15 protein-coding genes are annotated in these 16,740 nt (G+C 72.1%); 2 read left to right on the top strand and 13 right to left on the bottom strand.

Annotation, left to right across the window (positions count from 1 at the left end; genetic code table 11):
* The first annotated feature begins 138 nt into the window (after positions 1–138).
* A complete protein-coding gene (locus BR85_RS07620) occupies positions 139–2,034 on the top strand; it encodes a prolyl oligopeptidase family serine peptidase (RefSeq protein ID WP_028495999.1) in 1,896 nt (631 codons plus the stop codon).
* On the opposite strand, the gene hflX is transcribed toward BR85_RS07620, so the two are convergent.
* The gene (gene hflX / locus BR85_RS07625) at positions 2,027–3,547 is read right to left on the bottom strand and encodes a GTPase HflX (RefSeq protein ID WP_028496000.1); all 1,521 of its coding nucleotides are present in this window, start codon (positions 3,545–3,547) and stop codon (positions 2,027–2,029) included. The genes BR85_RS07620 and hflX overlap by 8 nt on opposite strands.
* A gap of 84 nt (positions 3,548–3,631) precedes the next feature.
* Between hflX and BR85_RS07630 the strand changes: the two genes are divergently transcribed.
* Positions 3,632–4,273 (top strand): class I SAM-dependent methyltransferase, encoded by a 642-nt coding sequence (locus tag BR85_RS07630; RefSeq protein ID WP_028496001.1) that lies wholly within the window; start codon positions 3,632–3,634, stop codon positions 4,271–4,273.
* A gap of 49 nt (positions 4,274–4,322) precedes the next feature.
* Here BR85_RS07630 and dapF read toward each other — a convergent pair whose 3' ends face one another.
* The 12 genes from dapF to BR85_RS07690 all read right to left on the bottom strand — a co-directional run bounded on the left by dapF (position 4,323) and on the right by BR85_RS07690 (position 16,669).
* Entirely contained in the window at positions 4,323–5,192 is an 870-nt protein-coding gene (dapF, locus tag BR85_RS07635; protein ID WP_028496002.1) for a diaminopimelate epimerase, read from the bottom strand.
* Between the two features lie 569 nt (positions 5,193–5,761).
* On the bottom strand, positions 5,762–6,679 hold the full coding sequence (miaA, locus tag BR85_RS07640; RefSeq protein WP_028496003.1) for a tRNA (adenosine(37)-N6)-dimethylallyltransferase MiaA: 918 nt from the start codon (positions 6,677–6,679) through the stop codon (positions 5,762–5,764).
* The gene (miaB, locus tag BR85_RS07645; RefSeq protein WP_028496004.1) at positions 6,676–8,226 is read right to left on the bottom strand and encodes a tRNA (N6-isopentenyl adenosine(37)-C2)-methylthiotransferase MiaB; all 1,551 of its coding nucleotides are present in this window, start codon (positions 8,224–8,226) and stop codon (positions 6,676–6,678) included. Before miaB ends, miaA begins: the two co-directional genes overlap by 4 nt.
* Positions 8,227–8,266: 40 nt before the next feature.
* Positions 8,267–9,145, bottom strand: coding sequence for an ABC transporter permease (locus BR85_RS07650; RefSeq protein ID WP_028496005.1), 879 nt, complete (start codon positions 9,143–9,145; stop codon positions 8,267–8,269).
* Complete coding sequence (locus tag BR85_RS07655; RefSeq protein ID WP_028496006.1) at positions 9,142–10,062, bottom strand: ABC transporter ATP-binding protein; 921 nt, start codon at positions 10,060–10,062, stop codon at positions 9,142–9,144. Before BR85_RS07655 ends, BR85_RS07650 begins: the two co-directional genes overlap by 4 nt.
* 85 nt (positions 10,063–10,147) lie before the next feature.
* The gene (locus BR85_RS07660; protein ID WP_028496007.1) at positions 10,148–10,849 is read right to left on the bottom strand and encodes a regulatory protein RecX; all 702 of its coding nucleotides are present in this window, start codon (positions 10,847–10,849) and stop codon (positions 10,148–10,150) included.
* Positions 10,850–10,851: 2 nt separating this feature from the next.
* On the bottom strand, positions 10,852–11,898 hold the full coding sequence (recA, locus tag BR85_RS07665) for a recombinase RecA (RefSeq protein ID WP_028496008.1): 1,047 nt from the start codon (positions 11,896–11,898) through the stop codon (positions 10,852–10,854).
* Between the two features lie 235 nt (positions 11,899–12,133).
* The gene (locus BR85_RS07670) at positions 12,134–12,358 is read right to left on the bottom strand and encodes a DUF3046 domain-containing protein (protein ID WP_028496009.1); all 225 of its coding nucleotides are present in this window, start codon (positions 12,356–12,358) and stop codon (positions 12,134–12,136) included.
* A gap of 15 nt (positions 12,359–12,373) precedes the next feature.
* Complete coding sequence (locus BR85_RS07675; RefSeq protein WP_028496010.1) at positions 12,374–12,688, bottom strand: helix-turn-helix domain-containing protein; 315 nt, start codon at positions 12,686–12,688, stop codon at positions 12,374–12,376.
* Positions 12,689–12,859: 171 nt separating this feature from the next.
* Positions 12,860–13,402, bottom strand: coding sequence for a CinA family protein (locus BR85_RS07680; protein ID WP_028496011.1), 543 nt, complete (start codon positions 13,400–13,402; stop codon positions 12,860–12,862).
* Complete coding sequence (gene pgsA, locus BR85_RS07685; protein WP_028496012.1) at positions 13,399–13,980, bottom strand: CDP-diacylglycerol--glycerol-3-phosphate 3-phosphatidyltransferase; 582 nt, start codon at positions 13,978–13,980, stop codon at positions 13,399–13,401. Before pgsA ends, BR85_RS07680 begins: the two co-directional genes overlap by 4 nt.
* A gap of 19 nt (positions 13,981–13,999) precedes the next feature.
* Positions 14,000–16,669, bottom strand: a complete 2,670-nt coding sequence (locus BR85_RS07690; RefSeq protein ID WP_028496013.1) for an FtsK/SpoIIIE family DNA translocase — start codon at positions 16,667–16,669, stop codon at positions 14,000–14,002.
* Positions 16,670–16,740 lie beyond the last annotated feature (71 nt).

The following is a 16,740-nucleotide window of genomic DNA, read 5'->3' on the forward strand; positions in this document are numbered from 1 at the left end:
AGGGCATCGCGGGCGGGTGCCGGGCTCGGCTGTCGCTCCTGCCCGGTGCGACCGGGCGTCGATGGCATCACTTTACGACTCCCCTGCGCGGCCCGGGAGGAGTGTGACGCGACGTTTCACCGGGCCTACGGTGGAGGCATGTCCGAGCTGCCCTACGGTTCCTGGCCCTCTCCGCTCACCGCCGCTGCGGCGACCGCCGGCTCACCCCGCTATGAGGGCGCCGCGTTCGCGGGAGACGAGATCTGGTGGGGCGAATCGCTCCCCGACGAGGGCGGACGCACCGCGGTGCGCCGGCGCGGCGCCGACGGTGCGATCGAGAACGTCCTGCCGGCGCCGTGGAACGCCCGGTCGCGGGTCCACGAGTACGGCGGCGGGTCCTGGGCCGCGACCGAGGACGGACGGCTGTTCTTCGTCGAGAAGAGCGACCAGCGGGTCTGGTCGCTGCGCCCCGGCGAGGAGCCGCACGCGCTGACCGCGGCCACGGACGAGGACGTCCGCTACGGCGGGCTGCGCTGGCAGGAGGGGATGCTGCTGGCGGTCCGTGAGCACCACGGCGACGATCCGGTCCCCCACCGCGACATCGTGTCGATCGACGCGGAGGGCGCCGTGACGAGCCTCGTGGGCGGCAGCGCTTTCCTCGCCCAGCCGGCGCTGTCCCCCGGTGGCCGGCACCTGGCCTGGGTCGCGTGGGATCACCCCGACATGCCATGGGACCGGACGCAGGTGCGCGTCGGTCGGGTCGAGGACGGTGTCGTCGCGGAGTGGACGAGCGTGTCCTCCGGCGAGACGGCGGCTCTGCAGCCGGAGTGGGAGTCCGCCGACGAGCTGCTGTTCGCCGACGACGCGAGCGGACGGTGGAACCTGTCCCGGGTGCGGCTGGATGCGGGCCTGGACGCGGATGTCGTCCTCGCGGCCGACGCGGACACCGGGGGGCCGCTGTGGGTGCTCGGCCTGCGGTGGTACGCGCCGCGGCGCGACGGCGGCGTCCTGGCGGTGCAGACCCAGGGCAGTGACCGCCTCGTCGCGATCGACCCCGACGGGACGGCATCCCCGATCGATCTCCCCGCGACGACACGGCTCGTCGTGGAGGCCTCCGACGGCGTCCGCGCGCTGGTCTCCGGCGCGGGCACCGGCGGGAGCGGCATCTGGCTGATCGGCACGGACGGCGCCGTCGAACGGGTCACGCCGGCACCGGGCGGCATCGCGCGGGAGTGGTACCCGGCAGGGCGACCCGTGACCTTCGCCGGCCCGCACGGCGAGGTCCATGCCTTCGACTTCCCGCCGACGAACCCGGAGGTCACGGCATCCGCCGGCGAGCTGCCGCCGTACGTCGTCTTCGTCCACGGCGGCCCGACGTCGCACGTCGGCGGTGTCGCCGACGGCAAGATCGCGTTCTTCACGAGTCGCGGCATCGGCGTGCTCGACGTCAACTACGGGGGTTCGAGCGGGTACGGCCGCGCGTACCGGGAACGGCTGCGGGGGCAGTGGGGCGTCGTGGACGTCGACGACGTCGCCGCGGCGGCATCCGGTCTCGTGGCGGAGGGCCGTGCCGACCCGCAGCGCCTCGCGATCGAGGGCGGCTCGGCCGGCGGGTGGACGGTGCTCGCGGCGCTCGTGGGCACGGACGTCTTCGGAGCGGGCATCTCCCGCTACGGCGTCGGCGATGCCCGCGCCCTCGCCGCGGACACCCACGACTTCGAGGCCCGCTACCTCGACGGCCTCATCGGTCCGCTGCCGGAGGCCGAGCCGCTGTACCTCGAGCGGTCGCCGCTCAGCCGCCCGGAGCGGTTCCGCGTCCCTCTCCTGCTGCTGCAGGGCGCAGAGGATGCCGTCGTCCCGCCGGCGCAGTCGGACGCGATCCGCGCGGCGCTGGCCGCGCGCGGGGTGCCGCACGCGTACGTCCTGTACGAGGGCGAGGGGCACGGCTTCCGCCGCGGCGAGACGATGGTCCACGCGCTCGAGACGGAGCTGGCCTTCCTCGGCCAGGTGTTCGGCTTCCAGACCCCGGGGGTGGAGCCGGTCGAGCTCAGCTGACCGCGTATGGCGCCAGCTGCGCGGCGAGGTGCTCGGAGACGTGTGCGTGCACGGCCGTGCCCTCCTCCTCGTGGCGCGTCGAGATGATGTGGCCGCTCTCGTGGACCGCGTTGATGAGGTCGCCGCGCTCGTAGGGCACGAGCGCCCGCACTTCGACCGCCGGAAGCGGCAGCGCCTCCTCGATCGCCGCGCGGAGCTCGGCGATGCCCTCGCCCGTCCGCGATGAGGCGAAGAGGGCGGAGGGCTCGAGTCCGCGCAGCACGAGGCGCGTGTCGGGGTCGACGAGGTCGGCCTTGTTGAACACGACGATCTCGCGGGTGGAGCGCGCGCCCACATCGCCCATGACGTCGCGCACCGTGAGCAGCTGGGCGGCCGGATCGGGGTGCGAACCGTCGACGACGTGCACGATGACGTCGGCGTCGGCGACCTCCTCGAGCGTCGAGCGGAACGCCTCGACGAGCTGGTGCGGGAGGTTCCGGACGAAGCCGACCGTGTCGGTGAGCGTGTACACGCGGCCGTCCGCGGCTTCCGCGCGACGGACCGTGGCATCCAGGGTCGCGAACAGCGCGTTCTCGACGAGCACGCCGGCGCTGGTGAGCTTGTTCAGCAGGCTCGACTTGCCGGCGTTGGTGTACCCGGCGATCGCCACGGACGGGATCGTGTTGCGCTTGCGGTCGGCCCGCTTGGCCTCGCGGGCCGGGCCGAAGTCGCGGATCTGGCGGCGCAGCAGCGCCATCTTCGTGCGGATGCGGCGACGGTCCAGCTCGATCTTCGTCTCACCGGGACCGCGCGATCCCATCCCCGCACCGCCGGCGCCGACCTGGCCACCGGCCTGACGGCTCATCGACTCACCCCAGCCGCGCAGACGCGGGAGGAGGTATTCGAGCTGCGCGAGCTCGACCTGCGCCTTGCCCTCGCGGCTCTTCGCGTGCTGGCTGAAGATGTCGAGGATGACGGTGGTCCGGTCGATGACCTTGACCTTGACGACATCCTCGAGGGCGCGCCGCTGGCTGGGGGCGAGTTCGGTGTCGGCGATGACGGTGTCGGCGCCCACGGCGGCGACGAGGTCGCGCAGTTCGGAGGCCTTGCCGCGGCCGATGTAGGTCGCCGGATCGGGGTGCGGGCGGCGCTGCAGCACGCCGTCGAGGACGACCGCGCCCGCGGTCTCGGCGAGGGCGGACAGCTCGCGCAGCGAGTTCTCGGCATCCTCCTGCGAACCCTGCGGGTACACGCCCACGAGCACGACGTTCTCCAGCCGCAGCTGCCGGTACTCGACCTCGGTGACGTCTTCCAGCTCGGTGGAGAGCCCCGGGACGCGGCGCAGCGCGGCGCGCTCCTCGCGGTCCCACTGCTCGCCGTCGCTGTCGCCGTACGTGACGGTCGCGGCATCCTGCAGCGCCTGTGCGCCGCCGAACACGCGCACCCCGGAGCGCGCGTCGGCGCGCGCCAGCACACGATCCACCGGGTCCACCGGCGTCTCGTCCGTGCTCTGGGGTGTGATGGCGTCTGTCATATCATCCTTCCGAAGGGAGGCCTCCCGGCCACCCGTGCACTCTAGCCTCCCGCGCCGGGCGGCTCCTCCGCTACGCTCGTCTGCGTGGGGAGCGATCATTACTTCAGCGCGGCCCCGTCCAGTGCCGAGAACCTCCGACGCATCCGTGTGACCCTCGCGGGCCGTCCGATGGAGGTCCAGACCGCGGGGGGCGTCTTCAGCCCCGATCACGTCGACGGTGGGACGGGCGTCCTTCTGGCGAACACGCCGCCGCCGCCGGCCGGCGGCCACCTGCTCGACCTCGGCAGCGGGTGGGGTCCCATCGCGCTGTCACTCGCACTGGAATCCCCGCACGCGACCGTCTGGGCCGTCGACGTCAACGAGCGTGCTCTCGACCTGGTGCGGCGCAACGCGGCGTCCCTGGGGCTCGACAATGTCAACGCCGTGCTCCCCGAGGATGTTCCCGACGACGTCTCGTTCCGCACCATCCGCTCCAACCCGCCGATCCGCGTCGGGAAGAACGAGCTGCACGGCCTGCTCGAGCGGTGGATCCCGCGACTCGACGAGCGCAGCGACGCGTGGCTCGTCGTGCAGCGGAACCTCGGCTCGGACTCGCTGCAGCGCTGGCTCGCCGCGACCTTCGACAACGGGTACTCCGTCTCCCGCGCCGCGACCGGCCGCGGGTTCCGCGTGCTGCGGGTGCGCCGGCACGGCACACCCCCGACGGCGCCGATCGACCTGCCCTGAGCTCGGCCGGGCTCGTGGCTCAGGCTGGGGCTCGGGCTGGGGATCAGGCTCAGGCGAGTGCGACCTCGCCGCTGAACACGAGCGCGGCGGGGCCGGACAGCAGCACATGCTCGCCGTCCTCGTGCATGACGACGCGGACGCCGAGGCGCCCGCCGGGGACATCCACCGTCCACCGTTCCGGGGCGCCGGCACCGGCCCAGCGCCGGACCGCGAGGGCGGATGCCGCGACGCCCGTGCCGCAGGAGAGCGTCTCCCCGACGCCCCGCTCGAACACGCGCATCGTGATCGCACCGACGCCGTCGCGCACGAGCGGGTCTGCGGGCACGACGAACTCCACGTTCGCTCCCGACGGAGGGGCGGGGTCGAGGACGGGCTGGACCGTGAGGTCGAGCCCTTCGAGCTCGGCGGTCGTGTGCAGCGCGACGACGACGTGCGGGTTGCCGACGTCGATGCCCTGGCCGGGGCGGGCGACGGACAGGCCGCGTGCCCGGACGAGCACGTCGGCGTCGTCGGGTCGCCACACGCCCAGGTCGACCTCGAAGCCCGTCTCGACGCGGGTGACGGTCTTGACGCCCGCGCGGGTGCCGATGCGCAGCGGCTCGCCTCCGTCGAGTGACGCCAGGCCGGCGTCGACCAGGTACTTCGCGAACACCCGGATGCCGTTGCCGCACATCTCGGCGGCCGAGCCGTCGGCGTTGCGGTAGTCCATGAACCACTCCGCGTCCGGCGTGGCTGCGCCCTCGGGGAGGGCCGCCGAGCGCACGACGCGCAGCGTCCCGTCGGCGCCGATCCCGAACCGCCGGTCGCACAGCGCCGCGACCTGATCGTCGGTCAACGCGAGCGCGCCGTCGGGGTCCGCGACGACGACGAAGTCGTTCCCGGTCCCCTGGCCCTTCGTGAAGGCGATCGTCTGCGGCATCCCGCCAGTCTAGATCGTGCCGCCGGTGTCGGCCCGCGGCCCCAGCGGACCGGCGGCCGTGGCGGGCCCGGCGGGGCGGGCGGCCGTGGCGGGCAGGCCCGGCGCGGCGGGCGGCCCTGTCGGCCAGGCCCGGCGGGGCGGGCGGCCCTGGCGGGCAGGCCCGGCGGGCGGCCGTGGCGGGCAGTCAAGCGGGCGGGCACCGCGTGCTCCGGCGCGCGTCGTTGGGGACGCGAACTCCGTGTGCGCAGCGAAACGCAGGATGACATGTGACTGCTGTGACGCCTGACCGCTCATCCGCCCCACCCGTCACACCCGATCCTGCAGATCGCTGCGGCACGCGCGCACGCGCACCGCGCCGAGGCGCTCGCCGGGGCTTTCCCGGCCCGGCGGATGGCGCCGCGGCGTGCGCTCCGACGCGCGTCGTTCGGAGACGGCGCACTGCGGGTGCGCAGCGAAATGCAGGATGACATGTGACTGCTGTGACGCCTGACCACTCATCCGCCCCACCCGTCACACCCGATGCTGCAGATCGCCGCGGGGTCCCGGTGCCCCGGCGGGCGCAGGCAGGGTCAGCCCGCGGCGTCGACGAGCGCGGCGGGGTCGGCCTCCGGGCCGACCCACGTGATGTCGGGATAGCGCTTGAACCAGGACACCTGCCGCCGGGCGTATCGGCGGGTGAGCGCCTGCGTCTCGGCGATCGCCTCGTCCTGGGTCTTCTCCCCCGCCAGCTGGGCAAGCGCCTGCGCGTACCCGATCGCGCGGCGGGACGTCAGTCCGTCGTCGAGGCCGGCGGCGCGGAGCCGCGCGACCTCCTCGAGCAGGCCGTCCGCCCACATCCGCTCCACGCGGACGTCGAGGCGCGCCACGAGCTCCGAGCGGTCGACGTGCACCCCGATGATCGAGGTCGGCACATGCCAGAGCACCGGGGCCGCAGGGAGAGCGGCGCCGTGCGTGTCCTCGCCCTGCAGCACGACCTCGAGCGCCCGCACGATGCGCCGGCCGTTGCGGGGGTCGACCCGCTCGGCGGTGGCGGGGTCGAGCGCGCGCAGCCTGCTCAGCAATGACCCCGGGCCGCGCTCGGCGAGCTCCTGCTCCAGCTGCGCGCGCAGCGCGTCGTCCCGCGGCGGGAAGCGGAAGTCGTACAGGACGCTGGAGACGTACAGCCCGGAGCCGCCCACGAGGATCGCGTCGGCGCCCCGCGCCAGGATCTGCTCGATGACAGCGCGCGCCTGATGCTGGTATGCCGCGACGGCCGCCTCGTCCGCGACGTCGAGCACGTCGAAGAGATGGTGCGGGATGCCGCGCCGCTCGGCCTCCGGAAGCTTGGCGGTGCCGATGTCCATGCCGCGGTACAGCTGCATGGCGTCGGCGTTGACGATCTCCGCTCCGCCGCCGCGTCGGGCGAGCTCCTCCGCGAGGCGCAGCGACAGCGCGGTCTTGCCGGTGCCGGTCGCGCCGACGAGGGCCCAAAGCCGCGGGGCGGTCACTGCCCGATGCGCAGCGTGGGCAGTCCCAGCGAGACGGCCCGTGGGGCGGCGGCCTGCCCCGCGGGGGCCGGGACGCCGCAGGACTCGGCCTGCGAACGATCCCACGCGTCGCCGGCGCGCGTCGGGCGGATGCGCAGCGGGGCGCCGTCCGTGCTGTCGGCGAGGAGGTGGAAGGGTGCGGCGTGCGTCACCACGACGGACACGATGTCACCGGGGCGCGGAACCGCCGAGCCGGCGGGCAGCTCGAAGTGCACGAGGCGGTTGTCCTCGGCGCGGCCGGTGAGCCGGTGCGTCGCGGCATCCTTCTTGCCCTCGCCGGTGGAGACCAGCACCTGCAGCTCGCGGCCCACCTGCTTCTGGTTCTCCTCGAGCGAGATGCGCTCCTGCAGCGCGATGAGGCGCTCGTAGCGTTCCTGCACGACGGCCTTCGGCACCTGGTCGGGCATGGTCGCCGCGGGTGTGCCCTCGCGGATGGAGTACTGGAAGGTGAACGCGCTCGCGAAGCGCGCCTGCTCGACGACGCGGAGCGTGTCTTCGAAGTCGGCGTCCGTCTCGCCGGGGAAGCCGACGATGATGTCCGTCGAGATGGCGGCGTGCGGGATGCGGTCACGCACGCGATCGAGGATGCCGAGGAACTTCTCGCTGCGATACGAGCGGCGCATCGCCTTCAGGATGCGGTCCGAGCCGGACTGGAGCGGCATGTGCAGCTGCGGCATGACGGCCGGCGTCTCGGCCATCGCATCGATGACATCGTCGGTGAAGGCGGCCGGGTGCGGACTCGTGAAGCGGATGCGCTCGAGACCCGGGATCTCGCCGGCGGCGCGCAGCAGCTTGCCGAAGGCCTGCCGGTCGCCGAACTCGACGCCGTAGCTGTTGACGTTCTGCCCGAGGAGCGTCACCTCGAGGGCGCCGTCGTCGACGAGCAGCCGGATCTCGCTGAGGATGTCGCCGGGACGACGATCCTTCTCCTTGCCGCGCAGGCTCGGCACGATGCAGAAGGTGCAGGTGTTGTTGCAGCCGACGGAGATGGAGACCCAGCCGCTGTAGATCGAGTCGCGCTTCGTGGGCAGCGTCGAGGGGAACACCTCGAGCGACTCGAGGATCTCCAGTGCCGCGTCGCCGTTGTGCCGGGCGCGTTCCAGCAGGCTCGGCAGCGACCCCATGTTGTGCGTGCCGAACACGACGTCGACCCACGGGGCCTTGTCGAGGACGGCATCCTTGTCCATCTGGGCGAGGCAGCCGCCGACGGCGATCTGCATGCCCTCGTGCTTGTCCTTGCGGGACTTCAGGTGTCCGAGCGTGCCGTACAGCTTGCCGGCGGCGTTGTCGCGCACGGCGCACGTGTTGATGACGACCACGTCGGCCTCCGCGCCGGCATCCGCCCGCACGTAGCCGGCGCTCTCCAGCGAGCCGGACAGCCGCTCGGAGTCGTGCACGTTCATCTGACACCCGAACGTGCGCACCTCGTAGGTGCGGGGACGCCCGTCGGCGGCGTGTGCGGCGGCCGAGGGCGCGATGAGGGTCGGCGAGGAGGACGGGAAAGTCATGATGGGGCCATTCTACGAGCCGGGACCGCGGCGGCTCCGCTCAGCGGATGCGGCGGCGCATGAGCCGGGCCGACAGCGCGGTGCAGACGACGGCGACGACCACGAGCACGGCGACGACGAACCATGACGGCACCGCCCAGTCGCCGATCGTCAGGTCGAGCCCGTACACAGCGCGGAGCGGCTCGCTCGCCTCGGGGACGCCGGCGGTCATCTGCGCCAGGGTGTCGTCGGCGAACTCCCGGCGCAGCAGCATGCCGGCCTGCGCGAACGGGAGCGCCGCGACGACGGAGGCGACGCCTGCCGGGAAGACGCCGATCGGGATGTAGGCGGCGGCGACGAAGCCGAGGATCGTGCCGACGATCGTGGCGAGGCCCGAGAAGGCGCCGTTCGTCCGCACGAACGAGACGATGAGGGCGGACAGCGCCGTGAAGGAGACGCAGGCGAGGACGACGATCGCGAGGCTGCGGAGGACGGCAGGGACCGACATCCAGCTCCCGCGGACGACGCCGAGGTACAGGATGCTGATCGCGAGGACCAGGACCGACAGGAGCACGGCGACGAGCACGGCCGACAGCAGATACCCGAGGACGAGCTGGCCGCGGCGCAGGGGCGCGACGAGGAAGTCGCGGAACCGGCCGGACTGGTCGTCGTCCACGAGCACGGAGAGGCCGCCGAGCCCCGTGGTGACGGTCGTGATGAGGACGATGCCGGCGAACATCCAGCTGTCGACGAACGCCTGAACCTCTCCGGTGGATGCTCCCGGGAGCGACTCTGCCAGATCGGTGGTCTGCAGATTGCCGAGGAAGAGGGTGTAGAGGCCGAAGAGGATGACGGCGCCCAGGAGCGAGAAGAAGACGTTGAGGCGGTCGCGGAAGAACAGGCGCAGGTTCCGGCCGACGATCGCCGTGACGACGTTCACGCGGCGGCCTCCTGATCGGCGGGGCGGCCGGTGAGGGCGAGGAAGACATCGTCCATCCGGCCGTGCCGGAACTCGAAGTCGCGGACGTGGTCGCCGTGCTCGGTCAGCAGTGCCCGCGCCGCGTCGGCGTCGGGCACGGCGATGACGACGAGGTCGCCCTCACGGACCGGGTCGGCGCCCGCCGCCCGGCTGAGGGCCATCAGGGCGTCCGCGTCGTCGGTCGTGACGGTCAGGGTGCTGCGGCTGTAGCGGGCGCGGAGGCGTGCCGGGGTGTCGTCGGCGATGATTCGGCCGTCGTCGATGAGGCAGACGCGTGCGGCCTCCTCCGTCTCCTCTAGGTAGTGGGTCGTCAGGAAGACGGTGAAGTCGGTCCGCGCGCTCAGCGCGTGCAGCGTCGACCAGACGAGGGCGCGGCTGGCCGGGTCGAGCCCCGCCGTCGGCTCGTCGAGGAAGAGCACCGCGGGCTCCGGGAGGAGGGCGCGTGCGATGTCGACGCGCCGTTTTTGGCCCCCGGAGAGGACGCCGTACCGCCGGTCCAGGAAGTCGTCCAGACCGATCAGCTCGGACACCTCGCGGATGCGCGCCTCGAGTGCCGCTCCGCGCACGTGGGACAGCCGGCCGCGGAGACGGAGGTTCTCCCGCGCCGTCAGCAGCGGGTCCAGGAGCGAGTCCTGGAAGACGACGCCGATCGACTCGCGGACCTGGTGCCCCTCGCGCCGCACGTCCCGTCCACCGACGATCACCTCGCCGGCATCGAACGGCAGGATCGTGGTCAGGCAGCCGATCGTCGTGGACTTGCCGGCGCCGTTGGTGCCCACGAAGGCGAACACCCCGCCGTCGGGCACCGTGAACGAGATGTCGTCCACCGCCACCTTCGCGCGGTAGCGCTTCGTGAGCCCCTGCACCTCGATCGCCACGGCATCCTCCGCTCGCCCGGCCCGAGCCTAGCGGGACGGCAGGGGCGCGTCAGCCCCGCCGCGGCGGCCTCCGCCGCCCGCGGGGTCATTCGAAGCGGACGCGGCTCTTCGGGCTCGAGCGCTCGTCGAGCGCCTGGCGTGCGGCGCTCAGCGCGGTCGACCCGTAGCCGCGGCGGGCGAGCTGGCCGGCGAGCCGGCGCAGCGCGACATCGCGCTCGAGGGAGTCCATCGAGGCCGCTTTGGCGCGGGCGAACTCGAGAGCGCGTTCGGCCTCGTCGTCGGGGAGGGAGGCCAGGGCGATGTCGATGACGTCGCGCCCGATCCCCCGTTGCGACAGCGTCTGGGCGATCGCCTGCCGGCCCTGTCCCTTGCGGGAGACGGCCTTGTGGATGAGCTGCTCGGCGAGCGCCTCGTCGTCCAGGTAGCCGTGCGCGACGAAACGGTCGAGCAGGGCGGTGGCTACGTCGTCGTCCAGGTCATGCTCGGCGAGCGCCGAGCGCGCCTCCCGGATGGAGAGCGAACGGGTGCGGAGCTTCTTCAGCAGCACCTTCTCCGCGCGGGCCAGGGCCTCGGCCGCGTCCGCGTCGCCGTCGACGACCGGAGGAGCAGGCTCCTCCGCCACCCACGTCGGGTGCCACTCGGGCGCCCGGGGAGCCGAGCTCGGCTGATCGTCGTCGTCGCCGCGACGCGGCGGTACCGCGTCTGCCTTTGCTGCCTTCCCGCCGAAGAGCGGGATGACGGGGGCGAGCGTGGCGTCGCCGCGCTCGCCCCCGTTGTCCGAACGCATGATCAGGCCGGGCGGCGGGCGGCCAGCTCGTCGGATTCCTCGACGACCTTGGGCTGTCCGATGCCGAGCTTCTGCTTGATCTTGGTCTCGATGTCGGCGGCGATGTCGGCGTTCTTGATCAGGAAGTTCCGGGCGTTCTCCTTGCCCTGGCCGAGCTGCTCGCCGTCGTACGTGTACCACGCCCCGGACTTCTTGACGATCGCGTGCTCGACGCCGAAGTCGATGAGGCTGCCTTCGCGGGAGATGCCGACGCCGTACAGGATGTCGAACTCGGCCTGCTTGAACGGCGGCGCCATCTTGTTCTTCACGACCTTGACGCGGGTGCGGTTTCCGACCGCCTCGGTGCCGTCCTTGAGGGTCTCGATGCGACGGATGTCGAGGCGCACGGATGCGTAGAACTTCAGCGCCTTGCCCCCGGCGGTGGTCTCGGGGGAACCGAAGAACACGCCGATCTTCTCGCGCAGCTGGTTGATGAAGATCATCGTCGTGTTGGTCTGGTTGAGCCCACCGGTGAGCTTGCGGAGCGCCTGCGACATGAGGCGGGCCTGCAGACCGACGTGGGAGTCGCCCATCTCGCCCTCGATCTCGGCCTTGGGCACGAGCGCCGCGACGGAGTCGATGACGATGAGGTCGATGGCGCCGGACCGGACGAGCATGTCGGCGATCTCGAGCGCCTGCTCCCCCGTGTCGGGCTGCGAGACGAGAAGGGCGTCGATGTCGACGCCGAGCTTCTGCGCGTAGTCGGGGTCGAGCGCGTGCTCCGCGTCGATGAAGGCGGCGATGCCGCCGGCCCGCTGGGCGTTGGCGATCGCGTGCAGCGTGAGCGTCGTCTTACCGGAGGACTCCGGGCCGTAGATCTCGACGATGCGGCCCCGCGGGAGCCCGCCGATGCCGAGGGCGACGTCGAGGGCGATCGACCCGGTGGGGACGACCTCGACGGGGGCGCGGTCGTCGCTGCCGAGGCGCATCACCGAGCCCTTCCCGAACTGCCGGTCGATCTGGGCGAGGGCCGATTCGAGGGCCTTCTCGCGGTCAACTGCTGAGGGCATGGCGTGCTCCTTTATGCTCGCGTTCCGTCGCCTGTAGGCTGTCGCGCTCTCCCCGGCGGGGCGATGCTGCGACAAGGCATGTGGTGTCTCTGTGACGTCTGCCACGCTACGAAGGGCCTCCGACATTCGTCGGCCGCACCCCCGCATCGGGGAAGACGCTTCCTCGACACCTCTTGTGCAGGAGACTACGCGGGAATCGAACAGAACTTCGATGCCACGCCGCGTGTCGCGCGGCTCACCGTCCGGGCGGGTCCAGGCGTCCGACGCCGTGCCGCCGCGACGGCGGCACATCCATCTCGCTGCAGAGCGCCAGCCACACTTCGCGTGCCGGGACGCCGTCCTTCAGCGCTTCGCGCGAGGTGCGGTTCTCCAGGGCGACGAGGCTCAGATCGTCGACGAGCGCCGCCCCGCGGACGCCGAACTCGTCCTCGACGGCGCGATGGAACTCGCTCAGACGCATTCGTGCGGCGCCGGGTCAGTGCAGGGAGAGCTCGGGCTGGACCTCGTCCAGCGATGCGATGTCGTCCGGGACGACATCGGAGAACGTGTGCAGCCCCTCGAGCACCGAGATGCGGTCGCCCACTTCGCGCATGATCGTGGAGATGGGCACATCGAGTGCGTCCGCGACAGCCGCGAGGATCTCGCTCGACGCTTCCTTCTGACCGCGCTCGACCTCACTGAGGTATCCGAGCGCCACGCTCGCACGACCGGCGACCTGTCGCAGCGTGCGGCCCTTCTGCAGGCGGAAGTCGCGCAGGACGTCGCCGATCTCTTGACGAACCAGGATCATGACGGGCCCCCTTCTTCGACCATCCGCGTCCCCGGGGGGACCACGCTATCTCACTTGCCAGCCACCCTAGACCCGCAGTGCTGGGGAATGGGTGGGAATCACTCATACGTAACGGACCTGAAACCGCAGGTATTCCCGCACGTCACGGCGCTCCGGCCGACGCGCCGTCGCTCACAGGGCATCCAGCGCGAGGCGGAGGGCGCGGGCGGCGGCCTCGGAGCGGATCGCCTCGCGGTCGCCGCCGAGCTGGAAGGACTCCACCCGGGAACCCAGCGGCGTCGAGATCGCGATGTGCACGGTGCCCACGGGCTGCCCGTCCGGGGACAGCGGGCCGGCGATCCCGGTGGTGGCGATGCCGACGTCGGCGGGGATGCCGTCGCGTCCGACGGCGCGGCGCACGCCGTCGGCCATCTGCCGCGCCACGCGCGGGTGGACAGGCCCGTGTGCCTCGAGGAGGGTGGCATCCACCCCCAGGAGCGATTCCTTCACGTCGGTGGCGTATGCGACGATGCCGCCGCGCACGACGGCGGAGGCCCCGGCGACGGAGACGAGGGAGGACACGACGAGGCCGCCGGTGAGCGACTCCGCGATGCCGACGGACCAGCCGAGGTCCTTCAGGCGCGCGATGAGGCGTTCCGGGTCGGTGCGGCGGCTCGCCGAGACGAGCGTGGACTCGAGCTCTTCGGGCAGCGAGCTGGGCGGCTGGCGCGTCATGCGCGCACCCCGCCGCGGGAGCCGTTGCGGGCGGCGCGGATGGCCGTGAACACGTAGTCGAGGCCGCTCGCGACGGTGAGGACGACGGCGATCGTCATGACGATCGCGTTGACGACGTGGATCCAGTCCCCCACGACCGTCCACAGCGGAAGCAGCGCGAGGGAGAGGGCGACGGCCTGGGCGACGGTCTTGAGCTTGCCCATCCACGCGGCCGCGACGACGTGGTCGCCCGCGACGATGAGCCGGTGCACCGTGACGCCGATCTCGCGGACGAGCACGAGCACGGTGATCCACCAGGGCAGCTCGCCGAGGATCGAGAGGCAGACGAACGCGGAGCCGGTCAGCGCCTTGTCGGCGATGGGATCCAGGAGCTTGCCGAGGTCGGTGACGATGTCATGCCGCCGCGCGAGGTAGCCGTCGATCCCGTCGGTCGCGATCGCGACGATGAAGAGGATCGCCGCGCCCCAGCGGAGCCCGCCGTCCGCGCCGGCGTCGGCCAGCAGCATCCAGATGAAGACCGGCGCGCACAGGATGCGCACGATCGTGATCGCGTTCGGGAGCTGCCTCGGGATCGCCACAGGAACGAGCCTAGTCGGGTCAGTCGCGGCCGGTGAGGCCCCAGGCGTCCTCGTCGCCGCCGTCCTCCTCGACGACCGTGTAGCCGTGGAACTGGGCGTCGACGGCGTCCGGCCCGTACGGGTCGGTGGCGGGCGCCGCAGCGGGTGCGGGCGGGTCGTCGCCGCGCAGGCGCGCGAGCACGGCGGGCAGCTCGTCGGGGGCCACCAGGACGTCGCGGGCCTTCGACCCCTCGGAGGGGCCGACGATCTCCCGCGACTCCAGGAGGTCCATGAGGCGCCCGGCCTTCGCGAAGCCCACGCGCAGCTTGCGCTGCAGCATCGACGTGGAGCCGAACTGCGTCGAGATGATCTGCTCGGCGGCCGCGAGGAGCAGCTCGAGGTCGTCGCCGATGTCGGCGTCGATCTCCTTCTTCTCCACGACGGCGGCGACGTCGGCCCGGTACTCGGGACGCTCCTGCCCCTTGACGTGCGAGACGACCCGCTCGATCTCGGCCTCGCTGACCCACGCGCCCTGCACGCGGATCGCCTTCGATGCGCCCATCGGCAGGAAGAGCCCGTCGCCCTGCCCGATGAGCCGGTCGGCCCCGGGCTGGTCGAGGATGACGCGGGAGTCGGTGACGCTCGTCACGGAGAACGCCAGACGCGAGGGCACGTTGGCCTTGATGAGGCCCGTGACGACGTCGACGGAGGGACGCTGGGTCGCCAGCACCAGGTGGATGCCGCTCGCGCGGGCGAGCTGCGTGATGCGGACGATCGAGTCCTCGACGTCGCGCGGGGCGACCATCATGAGGTCGGCGAGCTCATCGACGACGACGAGGAGGTACGGGTAGGGCTTGAGCACGCGCTCGCTGCCGACCGGGAGGTTGATCTCCCCCGCGACGACGGCGCGGTTGAAGTCATCGATGTGCCGGAAGCCGAACGACGAGAGGTCGTCGTACCGCATGTCCATCTCCTTCACGACCCACTGCAGCGCCTCGGCGGCCTTCTTGGGGTTCGTGATGATGGGGGTGATGAGGTGCGGGACGCCCGCGTAGCTCGTCAGCTCCACGCGCTTGGGGTCGATGAGCACCATCCGCACGTCGGCGGGCTTCGCGCGCATCAGGAGGCTCGTGATCATCGAGTTGACGAAGCTGGACTTTCCCGAGCCGGTCGAACCGGCCACGAGCAGGTGAGGCATCTTCGCGAGGTTCGCGATGACGTAGCCGCCCCCGACGTCCTTGCCGACGCCGATCGTCATGGGGTGCGTCTGGGCCGCCGCGGCGGGCGAGCGCAGCACGTCGCCGAGCGTGACGATCTCACGGTCGAGGTTGGGGATCTCCACGCCGATCGCGCTCTTGCCGGGGATCGGCGCGAGGATGCGCACCTCGTTGGACGCGACGGCGTACGCGATGTTGTTGGTGAGCGCCGTGATGCGCTCGACCTTGACGCCGGGCCCGAGGGCGATCTCGTACTGCGTGACCGTCGGGCCGCGGGAGAAGCCCGTGACGCGGGCGTCGACGGAGAACTGCTCGAAGACGCCCATGATCGCGCGGACCATCTGGTCGTTCGTCTCGGACCGCGCCTTGTGCGGCGTTCCCTCGGCGAGCGCCGAGACGGACGGCAGGCGGTACGGGGCGGCCGGCGGGCGGCCGTCGTGGTCGGCGCCGAGGCCGCTCAGGCCCGGCAGGAGCCCGTCGTCGACGATCTCCTGCGTGTCCTCGCGGATGGCGGTGTCGGCCTTGCGGGCCGCGCGCTTCGCGCCGGCGACGACGGCGGGGTCGATGATCTCCGTCGGGGCGTCCGGTGCGGGGGTCGGGACCGTGACGGCCGTCTCGAACGCGCCGGGGCCGGAGCCGTCCAGGAGCGCCGTGAGGTCGTCCGATCCGAGGTGACCGTCGTCGACCTCTTCCCGGCCGGACTTGTTGCGCCGCCACCAGGGGAGGCTGTCGCCGGCATCCTTGTCGGCCTCCGGCGTGAACGCGACCGTCGACGCGTCGGCGGTGGGGCGCTCGGTGCCGAACATCCACGCGTAGAGATCGCCGAGTCGCTCGCCGATCCGATTCGGCGGGGTCTTGGTGAGGATCAGGATGCTGAGCACGCTCAGCAGGCCCAGCACGATGCCGGCGCCGATGTTCGTGAGCAGCATCGCGAGCGGCTCGCCGATCATCCAGCCGAACAGGCCGCCGGCCTCGCTCAGCGCGGGCAGTCCGGACTTCGGCTGCGGCCGGCCGCCGAGCACATGGCAGAAGCCGGCGATCGTGAGGATGAACAGACCGAAGCCGATGCCGATGCGGCCGTTGTCGTGCACCGACGGCGGGTTGCGGAACAGCCAGCCGGCGAGGAAGAGCAGCAGCACCGGCAGGATGAACGCCTCACGGCCGACGAGCGCGCCGACGGAGAACGCGCTGATCGTCGTGCCGACCTCGGTGCCGATCAGGAACCATTCGACGACGCCGCCCGCGATCGCGAGGAGGACGAGCACGAACGGGAACCCGTCGCGGCGCTGATCCTTCTCGAGCGTCTCCTGCCCGAAGGTGCGGAAGACGCCGCCCGCGGCGTGTGCGAGGCCCATCCAGGCGCGGACGAAGACGGGCGGCTTCTCCGGCTCGTCGACGTACCGCTTCGGGGCGGGCGCCGCCTTCGACGCGCGCGAAGAGGAGCCCTTCGCGGACGCGCGCGGGCTCGCGGTCGGACTGCTGCTCCTGGCCATCCCTCCACGGTAGGCGGCGAGGGGCGCGTTCCCGCGGATTGACGCGGCTGTTCGCCGCGAACGACCCGGGT

The organism is Microbacterium sp. UNCCL10 (genome assembly GCF_000746195.1).
In the GTDB taxonomy this organism is placed as follows: domain Bacteria; phylum Actinomycetota; class Actinomycetes; order Actinomycetales; family Microbacteriaceae; genus Microbacterium; species Microbacterium saccharophilum.